The organism is Ectothiorhodospira shaposhnikovii, assembly GCF_047222355.1.
GTDB lineage: Bacteria > Pseudomonadota > Gammaproteobacteria > Ectothiorhodospirales > Ectothiorhodospiraceae > Ectothiorhodospira.
Genome location: NZ_CP178333.1, coordinates 847,887 through 863,992, shown reverse-complemented (window position 1 = coordinate 863,992; position 16,106 = coordinate 847,887). Strand labels below are relative to the sequence as shown.

15 protein-coding genes are annotated in these 16,106 nt (G+C 63.3%); 3 read left to right on the top strand and 12 right to left on the bottom strand.

Annotated features, from left to right (window positions below; genetic code table 11):
• Positions 1-88: 88 nt before the first annotated feature.
• From ACLF6L_RS03940 to ACLF6L_RS03930, 3 genes are all read left to right on the top strand, one after another.
• Entirely contained in the window at positions 89-343 is a 255-nt protein-coding gene (locus ACLF6L_RS03940; RefSeq protein WP_412852406.1) for a hypothetical protein, read from the top strand.
• 18 nt (positions 344-361) lie between these two features.
• The gene (locus ACLF6L_RS03935) at positions 362-862 is read left to right on the top strand and encodes a hypothetical protein (protein ID WP_412852405.1); all 501 of its coding nucleotides are present in this window, start codon (positions 362-364) and stop codon (positions 860-862) included.
• Positions 863-1,028: 166 nt separating this feature from the next.
• Positions 1,029-2,708 (top strand): glutamine--tRNA ligase/YqeY domain fusion protein, encoded by a 1,680-nt coding sequence (locus tag ACLF6L_RS03930; RefSeq protein ID WP_412852404.1) that lies wholly within the window; start codon positions 1,029-1,031, stop codon positions 2,706-2,708.
• Positions 2,709-2,812: 104 nt separating this feature from the next.
• Here the strand turns inward: ACLF6L_RS03930 and ACLF6L_RS03925 are convergent, their stop codons facing one another.
• From ACLF6L_RS03925 to rpsP, 12 genes are all read right to left on the bottom strand, one after another.
• On the bottom strand, positions 2,813-3,559 hold the full coding sequence (locus tag ACLF6L_RS03925; protein WP_200176808.1) for an NrdJb: 747 nt from the start codon (positions 3,557-3,559) through the stop codon (positions 2,813-2,815).
• A gap of 14 nt (positions 3,560-3,573) precedes the next feature.
• Positions 3,574-6,852: an LAGLIDADG family homing endonuclease gene (locus ACLF6L_RS03920; RefSeq protein WP_412852403.1), complete on the bottom strand. Its 3,279-nt coding sequence runs from the start codon at positions 6,850-6,852 to the stop codon at positions 3,574-3,576.
• Positions 6,853-7,045: 193 nt separating this feature from the next.
• Entirely contained in the window at positions 7,046-8,932 is a 1,887-nt protein-coding gene (htpG, locus tag ACLF6L_RS03915) for a molecular chaperone HtpG (protein WP_412852402.1), read from the bottom strand.
• Positions 8,933-9,009: 77 nt separating this feature from the next.
• Positions 9,010-9,864, bottom strand: coding sequence for a 23S rRNA (adenine(2030)-N(6))-methyltransferase RlmJ (locus tag ACLF6L_RS03910; protein WP_238617666.1), 855 nt, complete (start codon positions 9,862-9,864; stop codon positions 9,010-9,012).
• 166 nt (positions 9,865-10,030) lie between these two features.
• Complete coding sequence (soxX, locus tag ACLF6L_RS03905; RefSeq protein WP_238617667.1) at positions 10,031-10,744, bottom strand: sulfur oxidation c-type cytochrome SoxX; 714 nt, start codon at positions 10,742-10,744, stop codon at positions 10,031-10,033.
• Positions 10,745-10,763: 19 nt separating this feature from the next.
• Complete coding sequence (soxA, locus tag ACLF6L_RS03900; protein ID WP_238617668.1) at positions 10,764-11,567, bottom strand: sulfur oxidation c-type cytochrome SoxA; 804 nt, start codon at positions 11,565-11,567, stop codon at positions 10,764-10,766.
• Between the two features lie 137 nt (positions 11,568-11,704).
• Positions 11,705-12,220, bottom strand: a complete 516-nt coding sequence (locus tag ACLF6L_RS03895) for a methylated-DNA--[protein]-cysteine S-methyltransferase (protein WP_412852401.1) — start codon at positions 12,218-12,220, stop codon at positions 11,705-11,707.
• Positions 12,221-12,242: 22 nt separating this feature from the next.
• Positions 12,243-14,012: a tetratricopeptide repeat protein gene (locus ACLF6L_RS03890; RefSeq protein WP_238617670.1), complete on the bottom strand. Its 1,770-nt coding sequence runs from the start codon at positions 14,010-14,012 to the stop codon at positions 12,243-12,245.
• 106 nt (positions 14,013-14,118) lie between these two features.
• The gene (gene rplS / locus ACLF6L_RS03885) at positions 14,119-14,466 is read right to left on the bottom strand and encodes a 50S ribosomal protein L19 (RefSeq protein ID WP_008930640.1); all 348 of its coding nucleotides are present in this window, start codon (positions 14,464-14,466) and stop codon (positions 14,119-14,121) included.
• Positions 14,467-14,479: 13 nt separating this feature from the next.
• A complete protein-coding gene (trmD, locus tag ACLF6L_RS03880) occupies positions 14,480-15,244 on the bottom strand; it encodes a tRNA (guanosine(37)-N1)-methyltransferase TrmD (protein ID WP_412852400.1) in 765 nt (254 codons plus the stop codon).
• Between the two features lie 10 nt (positions 15,245-15,254).
• On the bottom strand, positions 15,255-15,761 hold the full coding sequence (gene rimM / locus ACLF6L_RS03875; protein WP_412852399.1) for a ribosome maturation factor RimM: 507 nt from the start codon (positions 15,759-15,761) through the stop codon (positions 15,255-15,257).
• Positions 15,762-15,790: 29 nt separating this feature from the next.
• Positions 15,791-16,051, bottom strand: coding sequence for a 30S ribosomal protein S16 (gene rpsP / locus ACLF6L_RS03870; protein WP_008930637.1), 261 nt, complete (start codon positions 16,049-16,051; stop codon positions 15,791-15,793).
• Positions 16,052-16,106 lie beyond the last annotated feature (55 nt).

The window sequence follows — 16,106 nt, the reverse complement described above, 5'->3', positions numbered from 1 at the left end:
ACCGGCCGGGCGCAGTCACTGAACGGCATGAAGAATCCGCCCGACGGGAAGACATTCGCCCATTGTTCAACTAGACTTGTAGTAAGCATTGAACCAAGACAAGCCGATGGTCATCACAACTGCAAGCCAAAGTGCGCTTTCCGGAATTCATACCGGCCTGAAGGGGCTGCGCGGAAACGCGGCGGAGATTGCCAGTGCCGACCAGATCAACGGTACGGCGCCACGCGGTCTGACGGCCCCCCTGGTCGAGCAAATTCAGCACGCCACCCAGGTGGAAGCCTCCGTCAAGGTCCTGCAGACGGAAAACCGGATGCTGGGCACACTCATCAACGTGAAGGCCTAACGGCGAGGAGTCCAAGCCATGATGGTCACAACCCCTGTCATGAACCCGGTTCAGCCGGTGATTCCCAACCCGGTGATCCCCGCGCCCGTGGAACGCGAGGGCGGCGGCGGCACGGTGACCCCCACCGAAACCGACCGGGCCGTGCTCAACAACGAGGAAGTCGAGCAGGGACGTCCCGACGCCGCGCGTTCACAGGAAGAAACCATCGCCCGTCAGCAGGGCAGCAGCGAGCTGGCAGCCCAGGCCCGGCTGCAGGCAGCCCGCGAGGCGGAGAGTGCCCCGACCGGCTTTGGTGTCGATCCCGCCCGGGCAGCGGAACCAGGCCCCACCCCGCAGGCACCCGAAGCCGCCGGCAGCAACAGCACCGGGGCGACAAGCGGTTCCTCTGCATCCGGCAGTGCCCCCGAGCCATCTGCCATGACCGAAATGCAGGAGCGTCTGGAAGCACGCATCGTCCGCGACATGTTCCCCGACCCCAATCGGCCGTCGGAATCCAGCCGGTTCTTCGATGTGACCTGAAGATCCATTAAGGCCTTTTGTATTTCTGTCCCCAGCCCCCTTCCCTCAGGGGGCTTTTTCTTTCACTGCATTTAATCCCGTCCACCTGCCGCAACGCCTCCCCCGTATTGGCGCCACACCGGCCTCCCCGTATACTGAGCGGCTTACCCCAAGCACGCATCAGGCAATGACCGAACCGGACACCCAGGGCCCCACCCACTTCATCGGCAACCGCATCCGCAAGGAACTGGAAGCGGGCCAGTATCAGCAGATCATCACCCGTTTTCCGCCGGAGCCCAACGGCTACCTGCACCTGGGTCATGCCAAGTCCATCGCCTTGAACTTCAGTGTGGCCGAGGAGTTCGGCGGCTACACCAATCTGCGTTTCGACGACACCAACCCGGCCAAGGAAGAGCAGCGTTACATCGATGCCATCAAGGAGGATGTGCACTGGCTGGGCTATGCCTGGAAGCATGAGCGCCATGCCTCCGACTACTTCGAACAGCTCTACGAGTGGGCCCTGCACCTGATCGACCACGGCCTGGCCTATGTGGACAGTCAGGACGCGGACACCATCCGCGCCCAGCGCGGCACCCTCACCGAACCCGGCGTGGAAAGCCCTTTCCGCAACCGCCCCAGGGAAGAGAGCCGTGACCTGTTCCAGCGCATGCGGGCTGGCGAGTTCGCGGACGGCGCCCATGTGCTGCGGGCGAAGATCGACATGGCCTCCGGCAACATCAACCTGCGGGACCCGGTCATTTACCGCATCCGCCACCTGACCCACCCGCGTACCGGCAACCAGTGGTGCATCTACCCCAGTTACGACTACGCCCACGGCCAGAGCGATGCCATCGAGCACATCACCCACTCCCTGTGCACCCTGGAATTCGAGGATCACCGCCCCCTGTATGACTGGCTGCTGGCACACCTGCCGGTACCGTCCCGCCCGGTACAGATCGAGTTTTCCCGGCTGAACCTGGACTACACCGTCCTCTCCAAGCGCCGCCTTACCCGCCTGGTGGATGAAGGCCATGTGAGCGGCTGGGACGATCCCCGCATGCCCACCCTGGCCGGGGTCCGTCGCCGGGGCTTCACCCCCGAGGCCATCCGTGCCTTCTGTGCCGAGATCGGCGTCACCAAGTCCGACTCCATCATCCCCTTCGGCGTGCTGGAAAACGCCCTGCGCAATGACCTGAACGAACGCGCCCCCCGTACCATGGCCGTCCTGCGCCCCCTCAAGCTGGTGCTGACCAACTTCCCGGAAGGCGAGACGGAGTGGCTGGAAGCGGCGGTCCATCCCCAGAAGCCGGACATGGGAACCCGCCGGATCGCCATGTCCCGGGAAATCTTCATCGAGGCCGACGACTTCATGGAAGAGGCACCGAAGAAGTTCTTCCGTCTCAAGCCCGGCGGCGAAGTACGCCTGCGCAATGCCTTCATCATCCGCTGCGACGAAGTGATCAAGGACGCGGACGGCCAGGTGGTGGAACTGCGCTGCACCCTGGACCCGGACACCCGCTCCGGCCAGCCCGGCGCCAACCGCAAGGTCAAGGGCACCATCCACTGGGTCTCCGCCGTCCACTCGGTACAGGCCGAAGTCCGGCTTTACGACCGTCTGTTCCAGACGCCCGACCCCGCCGGCGACAAGGCCGTGGACTTCATCGAACATCTGAACCTGGAATCCCTGGTAGTGATCCCGGATGCCCGCCTCGAACCGGAGACGGCCCAGGCACGTCCGGGCGAGTCCTTCCAGTTCGAGCGCCTGGGGTATTTCGCCGCCGACCCGGACGGCACCCCGGAGCGTCCGGTATTCAACCGGGCCGTCACCCTGCGGGATACCTGGGCAAAGATCGAGAGTCAGGCCTGATCCGCCCCCCCGAGGGAGTCAACCCGCCAGGCGCACCTAAAAAAAGCCCCCGCCGATGATCCATCGGCGGGGGCTTTTTTCATGTCACATCATTTCATTTCCCATCAGCCGCACTTGCTGTCCCCACAGTTCAGGCAGGTGAGGCAGTTGTCCATCACCACCACCGCCTTGGTGTGGCACTTGCCGCAGAGCTGGGCACCGGGGGGGAAGCTCTCCCGGGCCTGGGGATCGTCGCTGGCCTGATGCACGCTGGCCTCGTACTGGGCGCGCTTTTCCTCCACCAGGCGGCGCTGATGTTCGTCCAGACCCTCATCCTTGATCAGACCGATCATGCGCATGTGGCTCTCGATGGCATCGCCGATCTCGGCCACCAGGGAAGGCATGTACTTGCCGCCCTTCTTGAAATAGCCACCCCGGGGATCGAACACCGAGCGCAACTCCTCCACCAGGAAGGTGACGTCACCGCCCTTTCTGAACACCGCCGAGATGATGCGGGTCAGGGCCACGATCCACTGGAAGTGATCCATGTTCTTGGAGTTGATGAAGATCTCGAAGGGACGCCGCAGCTCGTGCTCGGTGCCCGGGTTCAGGATCACATCGTTGATGGTCACGTACAGGGCATGCTCGGAGAGCGGGGTCTTCAGCTTGTAGGTGGACCCCAGCAACATCTCCGGCCGTTCCAGCTTCTCGTGCATGTGCACCACCTTGGGGGCCTTGTCGGCCGTGTCCGCGGCCGGCGCCGCCACGGGCGCCGGTTCCTGGGGCATTGCCGGCGGCTGGCTCTCACCATCGGGGTGAGGCTCGCGACTGATGCCGAAATCCACGATCTTACTGCTGATCTTGATGGTCATGATGATGCCCCTGTTCAGAATTTACCGTAATACCCTTCCTTCAGGGCATCGTAAAGATTGGCGGCGTTGTGGGTCTCGCCGTCGTATTCGATTTCTTCGTTGCCCTTGGCCAGCACCACGCTGCCGTCTTCCAGCACGAAGCGATAGGTGGTGTTCTCCAGATCCTTTTCCTTCACCAGCACGCCCTGGAAGGCCTCCGGGTTGAAGCGGAAGGTGGTGCAGCCCTTGAGCCCCTGCTCATAGGCGTACATGTAGATGCCCTTGAAGTCGTCGAACAGATGGGCCGTGGGCACGTTGATGGTCTTGGAAATGGACGAGTCGATCCACCTCTGTGCCGCCGCCTGCACATCCACATGGGCCTTGGGATCGATCTCGTCGGCGGTGATGAAATACTCGGGCAGCTGGGCCTTGGGGTCTTCCGCATAGGGCATGGCCTCGGGATTGACCAGGTGCCGGTAGGCCAGCAGCTCGAAGGAGTACACATCCACCTTTTCCTTGGTCTTCTTGCCGGAGCGGATCACGTTGCGGGCATAGTGATGGGCGAACGAGGGCTCGATCCCGTTGCTGGCATTGTTGGCCAGAGACAGGGAGATGGTCCCCGTGGGCGCGATGGAAGTGTGGTGGGTAAAGCGGCAGCCCTGGGCCGCCAGGGACTTCATCAGCTCAGGGTCCACCTGGGCCACCTGCTGCATGTAACGGCTGTAGCGGGCATGCAGTACCTTGCCCTTGATCCTGTCGCCCACCTTGATGCCGTCCTGCTCCATCTCCGGGCGCAGGCGCATCAGGGTGGGGGTCACCTCGAACTCTTCTTCCATGATGGGTGCCGGCCCCTTCTCCCGAGCCAGGGACAGACCGGTGCGCCAGCCCGACAGGGCCATCTCCCGGGTGACGTCCTCGGTGAAGCGCAGGGATCTTTCCTCGCCGTACTTCATGCCCATCATGGTGATGGCGGAACCCAGCCCCAGGTAGCCCATGCCGTGGCGGCGCTTGCGGATGATCTCCTCCCGCTGCTGGGGCAGTGGCAGGCCGTTGATCTCCACCACGTTGTCCAGCATGCGGGTAAAGACGGCGACGGTCTCCCGGAACTGTTCCCAGTCGAACCGGGCCTTGGCGGTGAAAGGCTCGCGCACGAACTTGGTGAGGTTGATGGAGCCGAGCAGACATGCGCCATATTTTGGCAGAGGCTGCTCGCCGCATTGCCCGGTCACCAGACCGTTGAACACCACCGTGTTGTGATCCGGCTGAGTCGTGTCGTAGACCGGCTCACGACCGCAGTATTCAATTGAAACAATCTTGGTTGTAAAGCGTTGGGTCTTTCTGAGCAACTTGTCAGCCACCCATTGCCGGTATTTATCATTCTTGTAGTCCAGCAGGAAGCCGATTTCCTCCATGAAGATCTCCCGGGACTGACCGTCGATAATGAGTTCATGATCCGCCTGACACAGGTATTCCCGTTGCCCCCCCTTGCCATCGGGCAAGGTACGCAACCCCGGCAAACGCCGCTGATGGATGCGGCAGAATATGCCGAAGTTGGCCAATAGCCTCTGCACCTCCTGCAGCAGATCCCTGTGGCTGGAAGCCAACCGGATGGAACAACTCTGACTTTTACCCGAAATATTGATCGTACCGTCCGCCTGGAACAGCCCACGCAGATACCCCCGCACACAGGCCTCTGAACCCCGCCAGATGACCTCGGGCACGGAAAACTTGCTATCGGCCGTGAAGCCGTAATGGGCCAGTACCCGTTTCAGCAATACCGAACGAATGAATAGATGATTGCGCTCCGGTACCGCCACGGGAGACACCGAATAGGTACGGGTATTCCTGGCAACGCCAGCAATCAGCGTATTGACGTAGGCTGCCATGTCATCGGCAAGCTGCCGGTCATCGTTCCAGAAGTTGATCAGAACGGCCTCTTTACCGTCGCCGCGATGGGTGAAGTGACCATCCCCGGTGATCAGACCCAGCAGTACACCCAGTTTTTCATCGCCCTCTTGTCCAAACTGCCCCTTGCCCGATTGCACCAGCAGTTCATCACCCGCGCGCAGATCGCGCAGCTTGATCTTGCCCCGTTGGGTGTAAAAATCATGCCATTCCGTAGCCTTGATATCGTAGCCGTCCCGGGTGACCACGCGATAAACATCCGCCTCGCTGGCAGTCATGAATGCCGGCTTGGCCGGCCTTGAGGAAGTACCCATGCCTTCCTCCCCCAAGGCACGACGATCCACCGTCACTTCCAGCGGCACGCCGGAAGCATGAAGGTCGCCGATGCGCACCAGACCGTACTGGGTGTGCAGTCGGGTATCGGCAGTCACGCATGGGTTCGTCGCCCGGATCTGCTCGCACCACCAGTTGTTGTTCATCTCATTGACCTTGTCGATGAGCACGAAGCCCGGCTCGGCATAGTCATAGGTGGAGGTCATGACCACGTTCCACAGCTTGCGGGCCGGCAGACGCCGGTAGATGCGGCAGGCCACCAGGCCGTCATTATTGGTGATGTAGTCGGCGGGATCGGGCCAGTCGCGCCACAGCACCTGCGCCGGATCATCCAGGTCGATGCCGTCCTGCTCCGCCTCCTGCAAGGTCATGGGAAAGGCCAGGGGCCATTCGGCGTCATCCTTCACCGCCTGCATGAAATCGGCGGTGATGAGCAGGGAGAGGTTGAACTGGCGCAGGCTGCCGTCCGCGCGCTTGGCGCGGATGAAGTCCACCACGTCCGGGTGACCGATATCGAAGGTGCCCATCTGCGCGCCACGCCGCCCCCCGGCGGAGGACACGGTGAAGCACATCTTGTCGTAGATATCCATGAACGACAAAGGCCCGGAGGTATAGGCACCGGCACCGGAGACATAAGCCCCACGGGGACGCAGGGTGGAAAAGTCGTAACCGATGCCGCTGCCCGCCTTCAGGGTCAGGCCCGCCTCGTGGAGCTTCTGCAGGATGTCGTCCATGGAGTCATGGATAGTGCCCGACACGGTGCAGTTAATGGTGGAAGTGGCGGGCTTGTGCTCCCAGGCACCGGCATTGGCGATGATGCGGCCGGCCGGGATCGCCCCCTGGCGCAGGGCCCAGAGGAACTTGCCGTACCATTTCTCCCGCAGTTCGGGGGTGGCCTCCACATCGGCCAGGGCCCGGGCGATGCGCTTCCAGGTATCGTCCAGGGTCTGATCCAGAACCTCTTCGGTGCGGGTCTTGAGACGATACTTCTTGTCCCAGATGTCCAGGGAGGCCGGCTGCATCGGCACTTCCCGTGAAGACGGATTCGCAAGGGCTTGTTCGGCCTGGGATTTCATCGGGGGATTCCTTTTTGAGATACAACTTGTTGTGCCCTGCAGAATGCATTAGCACAACATAGGGGAATTTCGTGGGCCAAGACTAGCCCCTGGACGGGAGAAATTCAAGCTGGAAAATCGGTGGGGAATGGGCTATGGCGCACAAAAAAACGCCCCTCTCCCCGACCGGGGAGAGGGGCACCGGGCAGCACCCTCAGCCGCTGGTGATCAGGGCGTTCAGGCGCCGCACGAAGCCGGCGGGATCTTCCAGCTGACCACCTTCAGCCAGAATCGCCTGATCCATCAGCAGGCTGGCCCAGTCGGCAAAACGGGCGTCGTCGGTCTCCTCGCCCATGCGCTCGATGAGACGATGGGCCGGGTTGACCTCCAGCACCGGGCGGGTATCCGGCAGGTTCTGACCCGCCTGCTTGAGCAGCTGCTGCATGTACAGGGCCATGTCGTGCTCGGAGAGGACGATACAGGCCGGTGAGTCGGTGAGCCGGTGGGAGAACCGCACGTCTTCCACCCGCGACTCCAGAGCCGCCTTGATGCGCGGCAACAGATCCTTGACCTTCTCCTCGGCGGCCTGCTGAGCCTGCTTTTCTTCCTCGGTCTCGGTGTCGCCCAGGTCCAGTTCGCCCTTGGCCACGGACTTGAGGGACTTGCCGTCGAATTCGTGCAGGTGGGACACCAGCCATTCGTCTACCCGGTCGGACAGCAGCAGCACTTCGATGCCCCGCTTGCGGAAGACCTCCAGATGGGGGCTGTGCAGGGCCGCCGTATGGCTGTCGGCGGTGATGTAGTAGATGTGCTGCTGGCCTTCCTTCATCCTCGCCACATAGTCCGCCAGGGAGACGGTCTGGGCGGATTCACCGGTGTGGGTGCTGGCAAAGCGCAGCAAACGGGCGATCTGTTCCCGGTTGGCATAGTCCTCGCCGGGGCCTTCCTTCATCACCCGACCAAAGGCATCCCAGAAGGTCCGGTACTTTTCCGGCTCGTTGGCGGCCATGTCCTCCAGCAGGCCCAGCACCTTCTTCACCGAGCCGGCGCGCATGCCGTCGATGAGTTTGTTGCTTTGCAGGATCTCGCGGGAGATGTTCAGAGGCAGGTCGCTGGAGTCCACCACGCCGCGCACGAAGCGCAGATAGGTGGGCATCAGGTGTTCGGCGTCGTCCATGATGAAGACCCGCTGCACATACAATTTGATCCCGTGGCGACGGTCCCGATCCCACAGATCGAAGGGCGCGCGGGTGGGGATGTACAGCAGGGAAGTGTATTCCTGGCGCCCCTCGACCCGGTTGTGGGTCCAGGCCAGGGGGTCCTCGAAGTCGTGGCCCACGTGCTTGTAGAAAGCCTTGTACTCGTCGTCGGTGATCTCCGATCTGGGACGGGTCCACAGGGCATTGGCCCGGTTCACCGTTTCCCATTCGCCGTTGGGCTCACCCTTGTCGTCGGTGCCGGGCATGGCGATGGGCAGGGGGATGTGGTCGGAATAGCGGGTGATGATGTGACGCAGCCGCCACTGATCCAGGAACTCGTCCTCGTCCGCCTTCAGGTGCAGCACCACTTCGGTGCCCCGCTCGGCCTTTTCCACGGTTTCCACGGAGAATTCGCCGGTACCGTCGGAGACCCAGCGCACGCCGTGCTCCGGGGTCATGCCGGCACGGCGGGTGGTGAGGGTCACCCGGTCGGCGACGATGAAGGCGGAATAGAAGCCGACGCCGAACTGGCCGATGAGATGGGCGTCCTTCTTCTGGTCGCCGGTGAGCTTGCCGATGAATTCCCGGGTGCCGGAACGGGCGATGGTGCCGATGTTCTGGATCACCTCCTCCCGGCTCATGCCGATACCGTTGTCACGCACGGTGATGGTACGGGCCTCTTTGTCAAAGCTCACCTGGATCTGCAGCTCCCCCTGCCCTTCCATCAGGGCGTCGTCGGACAAGGCCTCGAAGCGCAGCTTGTCGCAGGCGTCGGCGGCATTGGAGATGAGTTCGCGCAGGAAGATCTCCTTGTTGGAGTACAGCGCATTGATCATCAGGTGCAGCAGTTGGCTGACCTCGGTCTGGAACTGTCGGGTTTCCTTGTGGGTATCAACGCTCATGGATGCTCCGCGATTGAGAATTGGCTCTGATCAGGTGAGAGGTATTTGGGGATGATCAGTCGGGTTTCAAGGGGGGCTCAATCCCCTTGCGGAGGTACCCGCCATTCCAGCGTGCTGCTCCCCTGCCCCTGGGGGTCAAGGCAGGCGTACAACCAGGCCTGTACGTCGGCCAGAGTCCGATCAAGCTGCCAGGGCGTATTGAGGATGGCCATGCCCGATCCATTGAGCCCCATGGGGGTCTGCGGCGGGGCAATACACAGCTCGCTCACCAGCAGGTCCTTGACGCCGCCCCGCGCCAGCCCCTGGACCAGGCCCCGGTGCCGCCCGGCGGACAGGATGGGATACCAGACCATGACGACCGCGGTCGGCCAACGACGATGGGCCTCCAATATCAGATCCAGGGTCTCCCGGTACTCCCGGTCCCGCTCATAGGGCGGGTCCACCAGGACCAGTCCGCGACGGATCACCGGCGGCAGCAGGGCCTTGGGGAGTTCACGGGCGTCCCGCTGATGCACCGCCACCCGCGGATCGCCGGAGAAGTTGGCCCGCAGCACCCCATGATCCGCCGGGTGCAGTTCATTGAGGATCAGTCGATCCTGATCCCGCGTCAGCATCCGGGAGACGGTGGGGGATCCGGGATACAGGGTCAAGGTGCCATCCGCCGCGTTCAGGGCGCGGATCATCTCCAGATAGGGTGACAGGGCCTCGGGCGGATTGGGTGCGGACCAGACCCGCATCACGCCATCCCGGTACTCGGCGGTCTTGAGCGCCAGTGGATCATGCAGATCATAAAGACCGGCCCCGGCATGGGTATCCACCACCGCCAGCGGCTTGTCCTTGCGGGTCAGGGCCGCCAGCACACAGGCCAGCAGCGCGTGCTTGTGCACGTCGGCAAAATTGCCGGCGTGAAAGCCGTGACGGTAACTCAACATGTAGGGATTCTCTCGGGACTCAAGACAAGGGCGATGCCGGGGAAGAAAAACGGCGGACAGGCACGAGCCGTCCGCCCGGAAGTCCCCCATGGACTCCGCGGAGATGATAGAGGTTTTACGTCACTCAGGGAAAAGATTCGGGACATCCCTGTCCCGGGCGTGACCGTCATCTGGCGTGGCGGGAGTTCACCGGCGATTCCGGGTCCAGCAGGTAGGCCATGATGTGGGCAATGCTTTCCTGCGTCAGGAACTGGTTGACACCAAAGCGAGGCATCTGGGTACAGGGGAAGAAGCTATGAGGATTGTAGATCATGTCGTAGACGAATTTGCGCACCGCCTCGCTGTCACCGCGCAGGGCACCATAGGCGGCCAGGCTGGGCCCCAGATTGCCGAAACCCAACTCATCCGGGTCCAGCTGGTGGCAGGCGTAGCAGTTCCCGCCCACGGGCTGGCTGTGATCATCCACGTTATGTCCGATGCGAAACCCCGTCCCGCTGCGGGCCAGTTCGGCACCCTGGCGCCAGTCTCCCAGCTGGATGCCGCCCTCGGGATAGACGATGCTGTCCCGAGCTGCCCCAACGATGCGCACGGCCAGTTCGGGCTGAGGACGATTACGAGCCTCGCTGCACATGCGTTGCAGGACATCCTGTGTCATGCGATCCGCCGCCGTGGTGCCTTCCTGGGTGGCCTGATCCAGGTTGAAACTGCCCGAACGGAAGATCAGGTACTCGGCGTAGGCCTCCGGGGACATGCGACTGAAATCCCGCTCCGCCTGGGTATCCGGCCGAGGCTGGGCACATCCGACGATCAGGGCCGCCGAGGCCAGCACCATGCCGATGGTGACCAGGGCATATCCGACAATATTGTTCTGTTTGTTCATGATCCGCTCCCCCCCGGCATCAACGCTTGAGATCAGGCAGGGTGGCCACGCCACCCCGGGCCTGATGGGTCCAGTAGGAAATGATGGCAATGGAGGCATCCGACCCGAACTGGATGCCGGCCTGGCGCATCTGGTAATAGCAGCCCCGGACCCGATGCTGGGAAGTCCTCACCACCCCGTGACCGATGCGGTAGGCGGGCCAGGAGATGGCCTTGGACCATTCCTCAACATTGGATTCCACCGGCAGGAAGGATAGCCGGATGCGCTTGCGGGGCGTGGTGTGGCAGGTGGCGCAGGCAAAATCCATGCTGCCGGCACGACGATGGAACAGGACCTCCCCGGCGTTGCGGGTCAGCCGTTCCATGGGATGATTCATGGGAGGGTTCCACTTCATGCCGTTGGACTGGCTGGCCACGTAGGTATAGATGGCCACCAGGTCCGCCTCGCGGGTGTCGCTGGAGTGCTTGCGGGCAATGGGGTCATCCTGGTCGGTGAATCCTTGGAGGGTTTTCATGCAATGGATGATCCGGGACTCAAGATCCATGACCCGCCCGGCATCCTCGAACCAGCGCGGCATCCGCACATAGGCCCCTTTCAGCACCCCGGGCCCCAGCCCGAAGTCACAGCGCTCCAAGGATGCGTTCTTCGGTCCCCGGACCTCATGAAACAGATCCTCACCACGCCACTGGGTCAATTCCGCGGGATTGTCATCGGCCAGCATGAGCAGCTGTTCACGCCCGGTCAGATACGGTGAATCGGAAGCCATGGCACCACCCACCAAGCTTCCGGCCAGCGCCACGCCGGCCAAGATATTCTTCAGCATACCCCTGTCCTCCACACGTTTTTCCAACGCCGTTGTTGTCTTTCTCAGCCCCCGAAAAGCACGCAAACGGGCGCCCGAAGCCCTTGCGCATAAGACTGAGCGCAACATAGACAAATGTCAATACATCAAGGAATACGCTAAGAACCCGAAGGAATAACGAAGCATGACGAAGACACCGACACGCCTTCGTGCGCCAGCAACCAGGATTTGATCTCAATCCCGGCACCACGGGTCGCGCCTCCATAGCCGCACAGACTGCCGTCGGCCGCGATCACCCGGTGACAGGGAACGATCACCGGCAGTGGGTTGGCCCGGCAGGCACCACCGACTGCCCGGGGACCGGACCCCTGCCGGCGGGCAAGCCCCCCATAGCTGAGCACCTCACCACTGGGAATTCGGCACAGTGCCGACCAGATGCGCTGCTGAAACGGGGTCCCTGCCAGGTCCAGGGGCAGGTCGAAAATGAAGGCGGGATCATTGAAATAGTGCCGCAGCTGTGCCGCGGCCCGGGACGAAAGGGGATTGCGGGGATCGCGCAGGGGGACTTCGCCGGTGACATAATCCAGCGCCGTCAGCCCCCGATCGGAGCAACGCAGAGCCAGTCGCCCCAGGGGCGAGTCCATGACCAGATCGTAATCGGGACTGCAAGGCATGGATGAAACCATGCCCGGCAGCCTACTGCTGCAACTGCAACTGTTGCAAGCGTTGCCTGAGCACCACCCGGCGCTCCGCCTCCGGGGTACGACGGATCAGGTCCTCGTAAATGACCCTGGCATCCCGGACCAGACCCGCCTCCCCGAGCGCCTCGGCCGCCTGGAACCGGGCACTGAGCGCCCACATGTCGGTACTGTCCCCCAGCAGGGCGGAGCGCAGATACAATCGGGCGGCCTGCTCATGCTCGCCCAGAGCACGGTGGGAGTCGGCCTGCCAGAACATCAGTTCACGCAACCTGCGCCGCTCCGTCAACCGGGGGGCAACCACCTGAAACAGGTTCAGGGCATCCTGATGACGACGGACCGACTGCAGATCGAACAATACCTGCATGAAACGGTCCGCCGCCTCACCTTCCAGCTGACGGACCCCGGACAGCACCCGGTAAAGGCCATCGATACCCGCCTCCTCCTGGCCGCCCAGAATCAGGGTACGCGCCCGGCGCAATCCCCACAGGAACGGGTCCACCCCCTCCGGCGCCCGCTCCAGACCCGCCATCAGACGGGAAGCGGTGTCGAGATCTCCCTGTCCCAGGGCGGTTTCCGCCAGCAGATGACGCACCGGAGCCGGGACCCGGTCGGCTGCTCCGAACGGGCCGTCGCCAAGATAGAGGGCCTGCAGCAATGACTCACCCAGACCTTCGACGGTCGCCAGCTGCTCACTCAGACGCCGATGGGCCTGGGCCTGCCCCTGCGGCATGGGGCTTCTCAGGGCAACGACCGCCAGCAGCCCACGGGCAGCCAGGGGCTGCCGGGCCTGCAGACTGTCCACCAGCGTGAACCAGGCCTCGTCATCACCGATCAGGAGCTGACGCTCGTTGGCCAGACGCTCCCCCAGGCGCAGATAGCTCTGCCAGAGCGGCTCTGCCGTCAGTCGATACAGGTCATCCCCGCTACCCAGCCGGGACTGTGCCACCAGGGCGGATTCCAGCACCGGAATCTGCTGCACTGGATCCTGCAACGACCGGGCGGCCACGGCCGCAACCGCCAGATAGCGCGCCGCCGCCACCGAGTCCCGGTCCTGTCCGCGGGCGGCCCGACCGGCCTGGCTGACCGCCTCCTCGGCGGCAAGCGCGCCGGCCCGGAATCGGGCCAGGATGCGCAAGGCGCCGGCCTCGTGACCGTCCACGCCGGTCAGGGCGTTGACCGCTTCCTCATGCCGCCCCACCGAGAGCAGGATGCGCGCTTCCAGCAGTGCGGCATCCCCAGCCTCGCCGCCGTAATCCAGGCGGTAACGACGCAACGCGGTCAGGGCGTCTTCCGGCCGACCATCCAGGCTGTAGGATTCCGCCAGCATGCGGCGCCAGGCCCGAAACCAGGAGTCCGTGGCGTTCGGGGCACCAAACCAGATCAGGGGCCTGAGTACATCCCGTGCCTCCCGCCCCCGTTCCAGGGCGATGAGGGCATGGGCCTGCCGGGTGCGGGTCCAGATCAAGAAATCCACCGGCAGTTCCACCGGCACCCCCTGAGTCCGTTCCACCACCTGCTCCCAGCGCTCGCTGGTTCCCAGGATCTCGATACGCGCCTGCTCCCGGGCCATCCATCGCCCCGGCTGGGCCTGGTGATCCACCGGTTGCCTCGCCAGCACCCCCAGGGCCAGATCGGTGGCACCCAGGCGCGACAGGGCCATGGCCTCATCCACCACCGGGTCGGCAAGGACCCGCGGCATCCCGCCCAGCAGCAGGCTCATCAGGAAAAAGACCAGGAAAACCTTCGGCATCCGTAAACCAGGCATGACGATACTCCTTGACCACATCCTCCGGCGGCCCATCAACACAGGCGAAAAAAAAGCGCCCCGGTTTCCCGAAGCGCTTTCTTCATGACTCTCAAGACCACCGCTATTACTTGATGTCTTCCTTGATGCGGGCGGCCTTGCCGGTGCGGCCACGCAGGTAGTACAGCTTGGCGCGGCGCACGGCGCCACGACGCTTCACCTGGATCTCCGCCACGGTGGGGCTGTAGGTCTGGAACACGCGCTCCACACCCTCGCCGTGGGAGATCTTGCGCACCGTGAAGGCGGAGTTGAGTCCGCGGTTACGCTTGGCGATGACCACGCCTTCAAAGGCCTGCAGACGCTCACGGTTGCCTTCCTTCACCTTCACCTGGACGACAACGGTGTCGCCTGGCGTGAAATCGGGCACCTCGCGGTTCATCTGCTCGGCTTCCAGTTGCTGGATGATGTTGCTCATGTTTCGACCCCTGTCAGTCACTGCTCGGCGCGGCCTGCGCGTCCGCCAGCTCGCGTTGATATTCTTCCAGCAGGCGGCAGTCCGCCTCGCTTAATTCCTGTTGTGCCAATAAATCGGGTCGCCGTTCCCAGGTCCGACCCAACGCCTGCTTGCGACGCCAGCGCTCGATCCGGCCATGATCACCGCAACGCAGCACTTCCGGCACGCCCAACCCGTCCACCACTTCCGGCCGGGTGTAATGAGGACAATCCAGCAGTCCCTGGCTGAAGGAATCCTGCGTGGCGGACAATGCGTCCCCCAGGGCCCCGGGCAAAAGCCGGGCGCAGGCATCGATCACCACCATGGCCGCCAGCTCGCCACCGGACAGCACGTAGTCGCCGATGGACCACTCCTCGTCCACTTCCAGCTGAATCAGCCGCTCGTCGATACCTTCGTAACGGCCTGCCAGCAGTATGACCCTGGGCAGGGCTGCCAGGTGGTGAACACCTGCCTGGTCAAGCCGCCGCCCCTGGGGGCTCATGTAGATCACCCGGGCCGGTGTTTCGTCGTCGACCCTGGCCGCCTGAATGGCCTGGCGCAGGGGATCCACCTTCATCACCATGCCGGGACCTCCCCCGTAGGGACGGTCATCCACGGTGCGATGCCGGTCACGGGTAAAGTCCCGCGGGTCCCAGCAATGGACGGACATCAGCCCGCGTTCGCGGGCACGCCCCGTGACGCCCCAGTCGGCGACCGAAGCCACCCAGTCGGGGAACAGGCTGACGACATCGAATCTCACCGTGGCGGACCTAGAAATCCGGGTCCCAGTCCACGCGAATGATGCCTGCCTCCAGGTCAATCTCCTGGATCACCTGATCCCTGACATAGGGAATCAGGCGTTCCCGATCTCCACTGACCACGAGTACGTCGTTGGCGCCGGTCTCCATCAGGTGGTCGACCCAGCCCAGACTGACGGCCTCAAGGTTGATCACTTCCAGGCCGACAAGATCGGCCCAGTAATACTCGCCTTTCGGCAAGGGCTCCAACTGCTCCCGGCGAATGCCGATGGAGGCACCGATCAGCGCCGCAGCGGCATCGCGATCATCGACGCCCTCCAGCTTGGCCACCACACCCTTGCCGTGGGCACGGCCGGATTCCAGCTTCAGGACCTTCCATTCACCGCCGATCTGGATGGACAGCGGATCATAGTCCACGATGCCTTCGCGGGGCTCGGTCTCGGAAAACAGCTTGACCCAGCCCTTGACGCCGTAAACCCCGGCAATGCGTCCCAGTATGATCCAGTCCGGACGGCTCATCGGCGGGGGGACTCGAACGGGCCGTCGCCTCAGGCGGCGGCAGCGTTCTGCTTGGTGAATTCCTTGATCAGCCTGGCGGCACGGTCGGAAGCCGCGGCACCCTTGGACAGCCAGTGCTCCACGCGCTGGGCGTCCAGGTGCAGGCGCACCTCCTGACCACGGGCCACGGGATTGAAGTAGCCCACGCGCTCAATGTAGCCGCTGTCGCGGCGGCTGCGGGAATCGGTCACCACGATGTGGTAGAAAGGCGCTTTCTTGGCGCCACCGCGAGCCAGTCGAATCGTTACCATCTGCTGTTAGCCCTGCTTGTCTGGTATCGTTTGGGGGACATGCCCCGGAAAAACG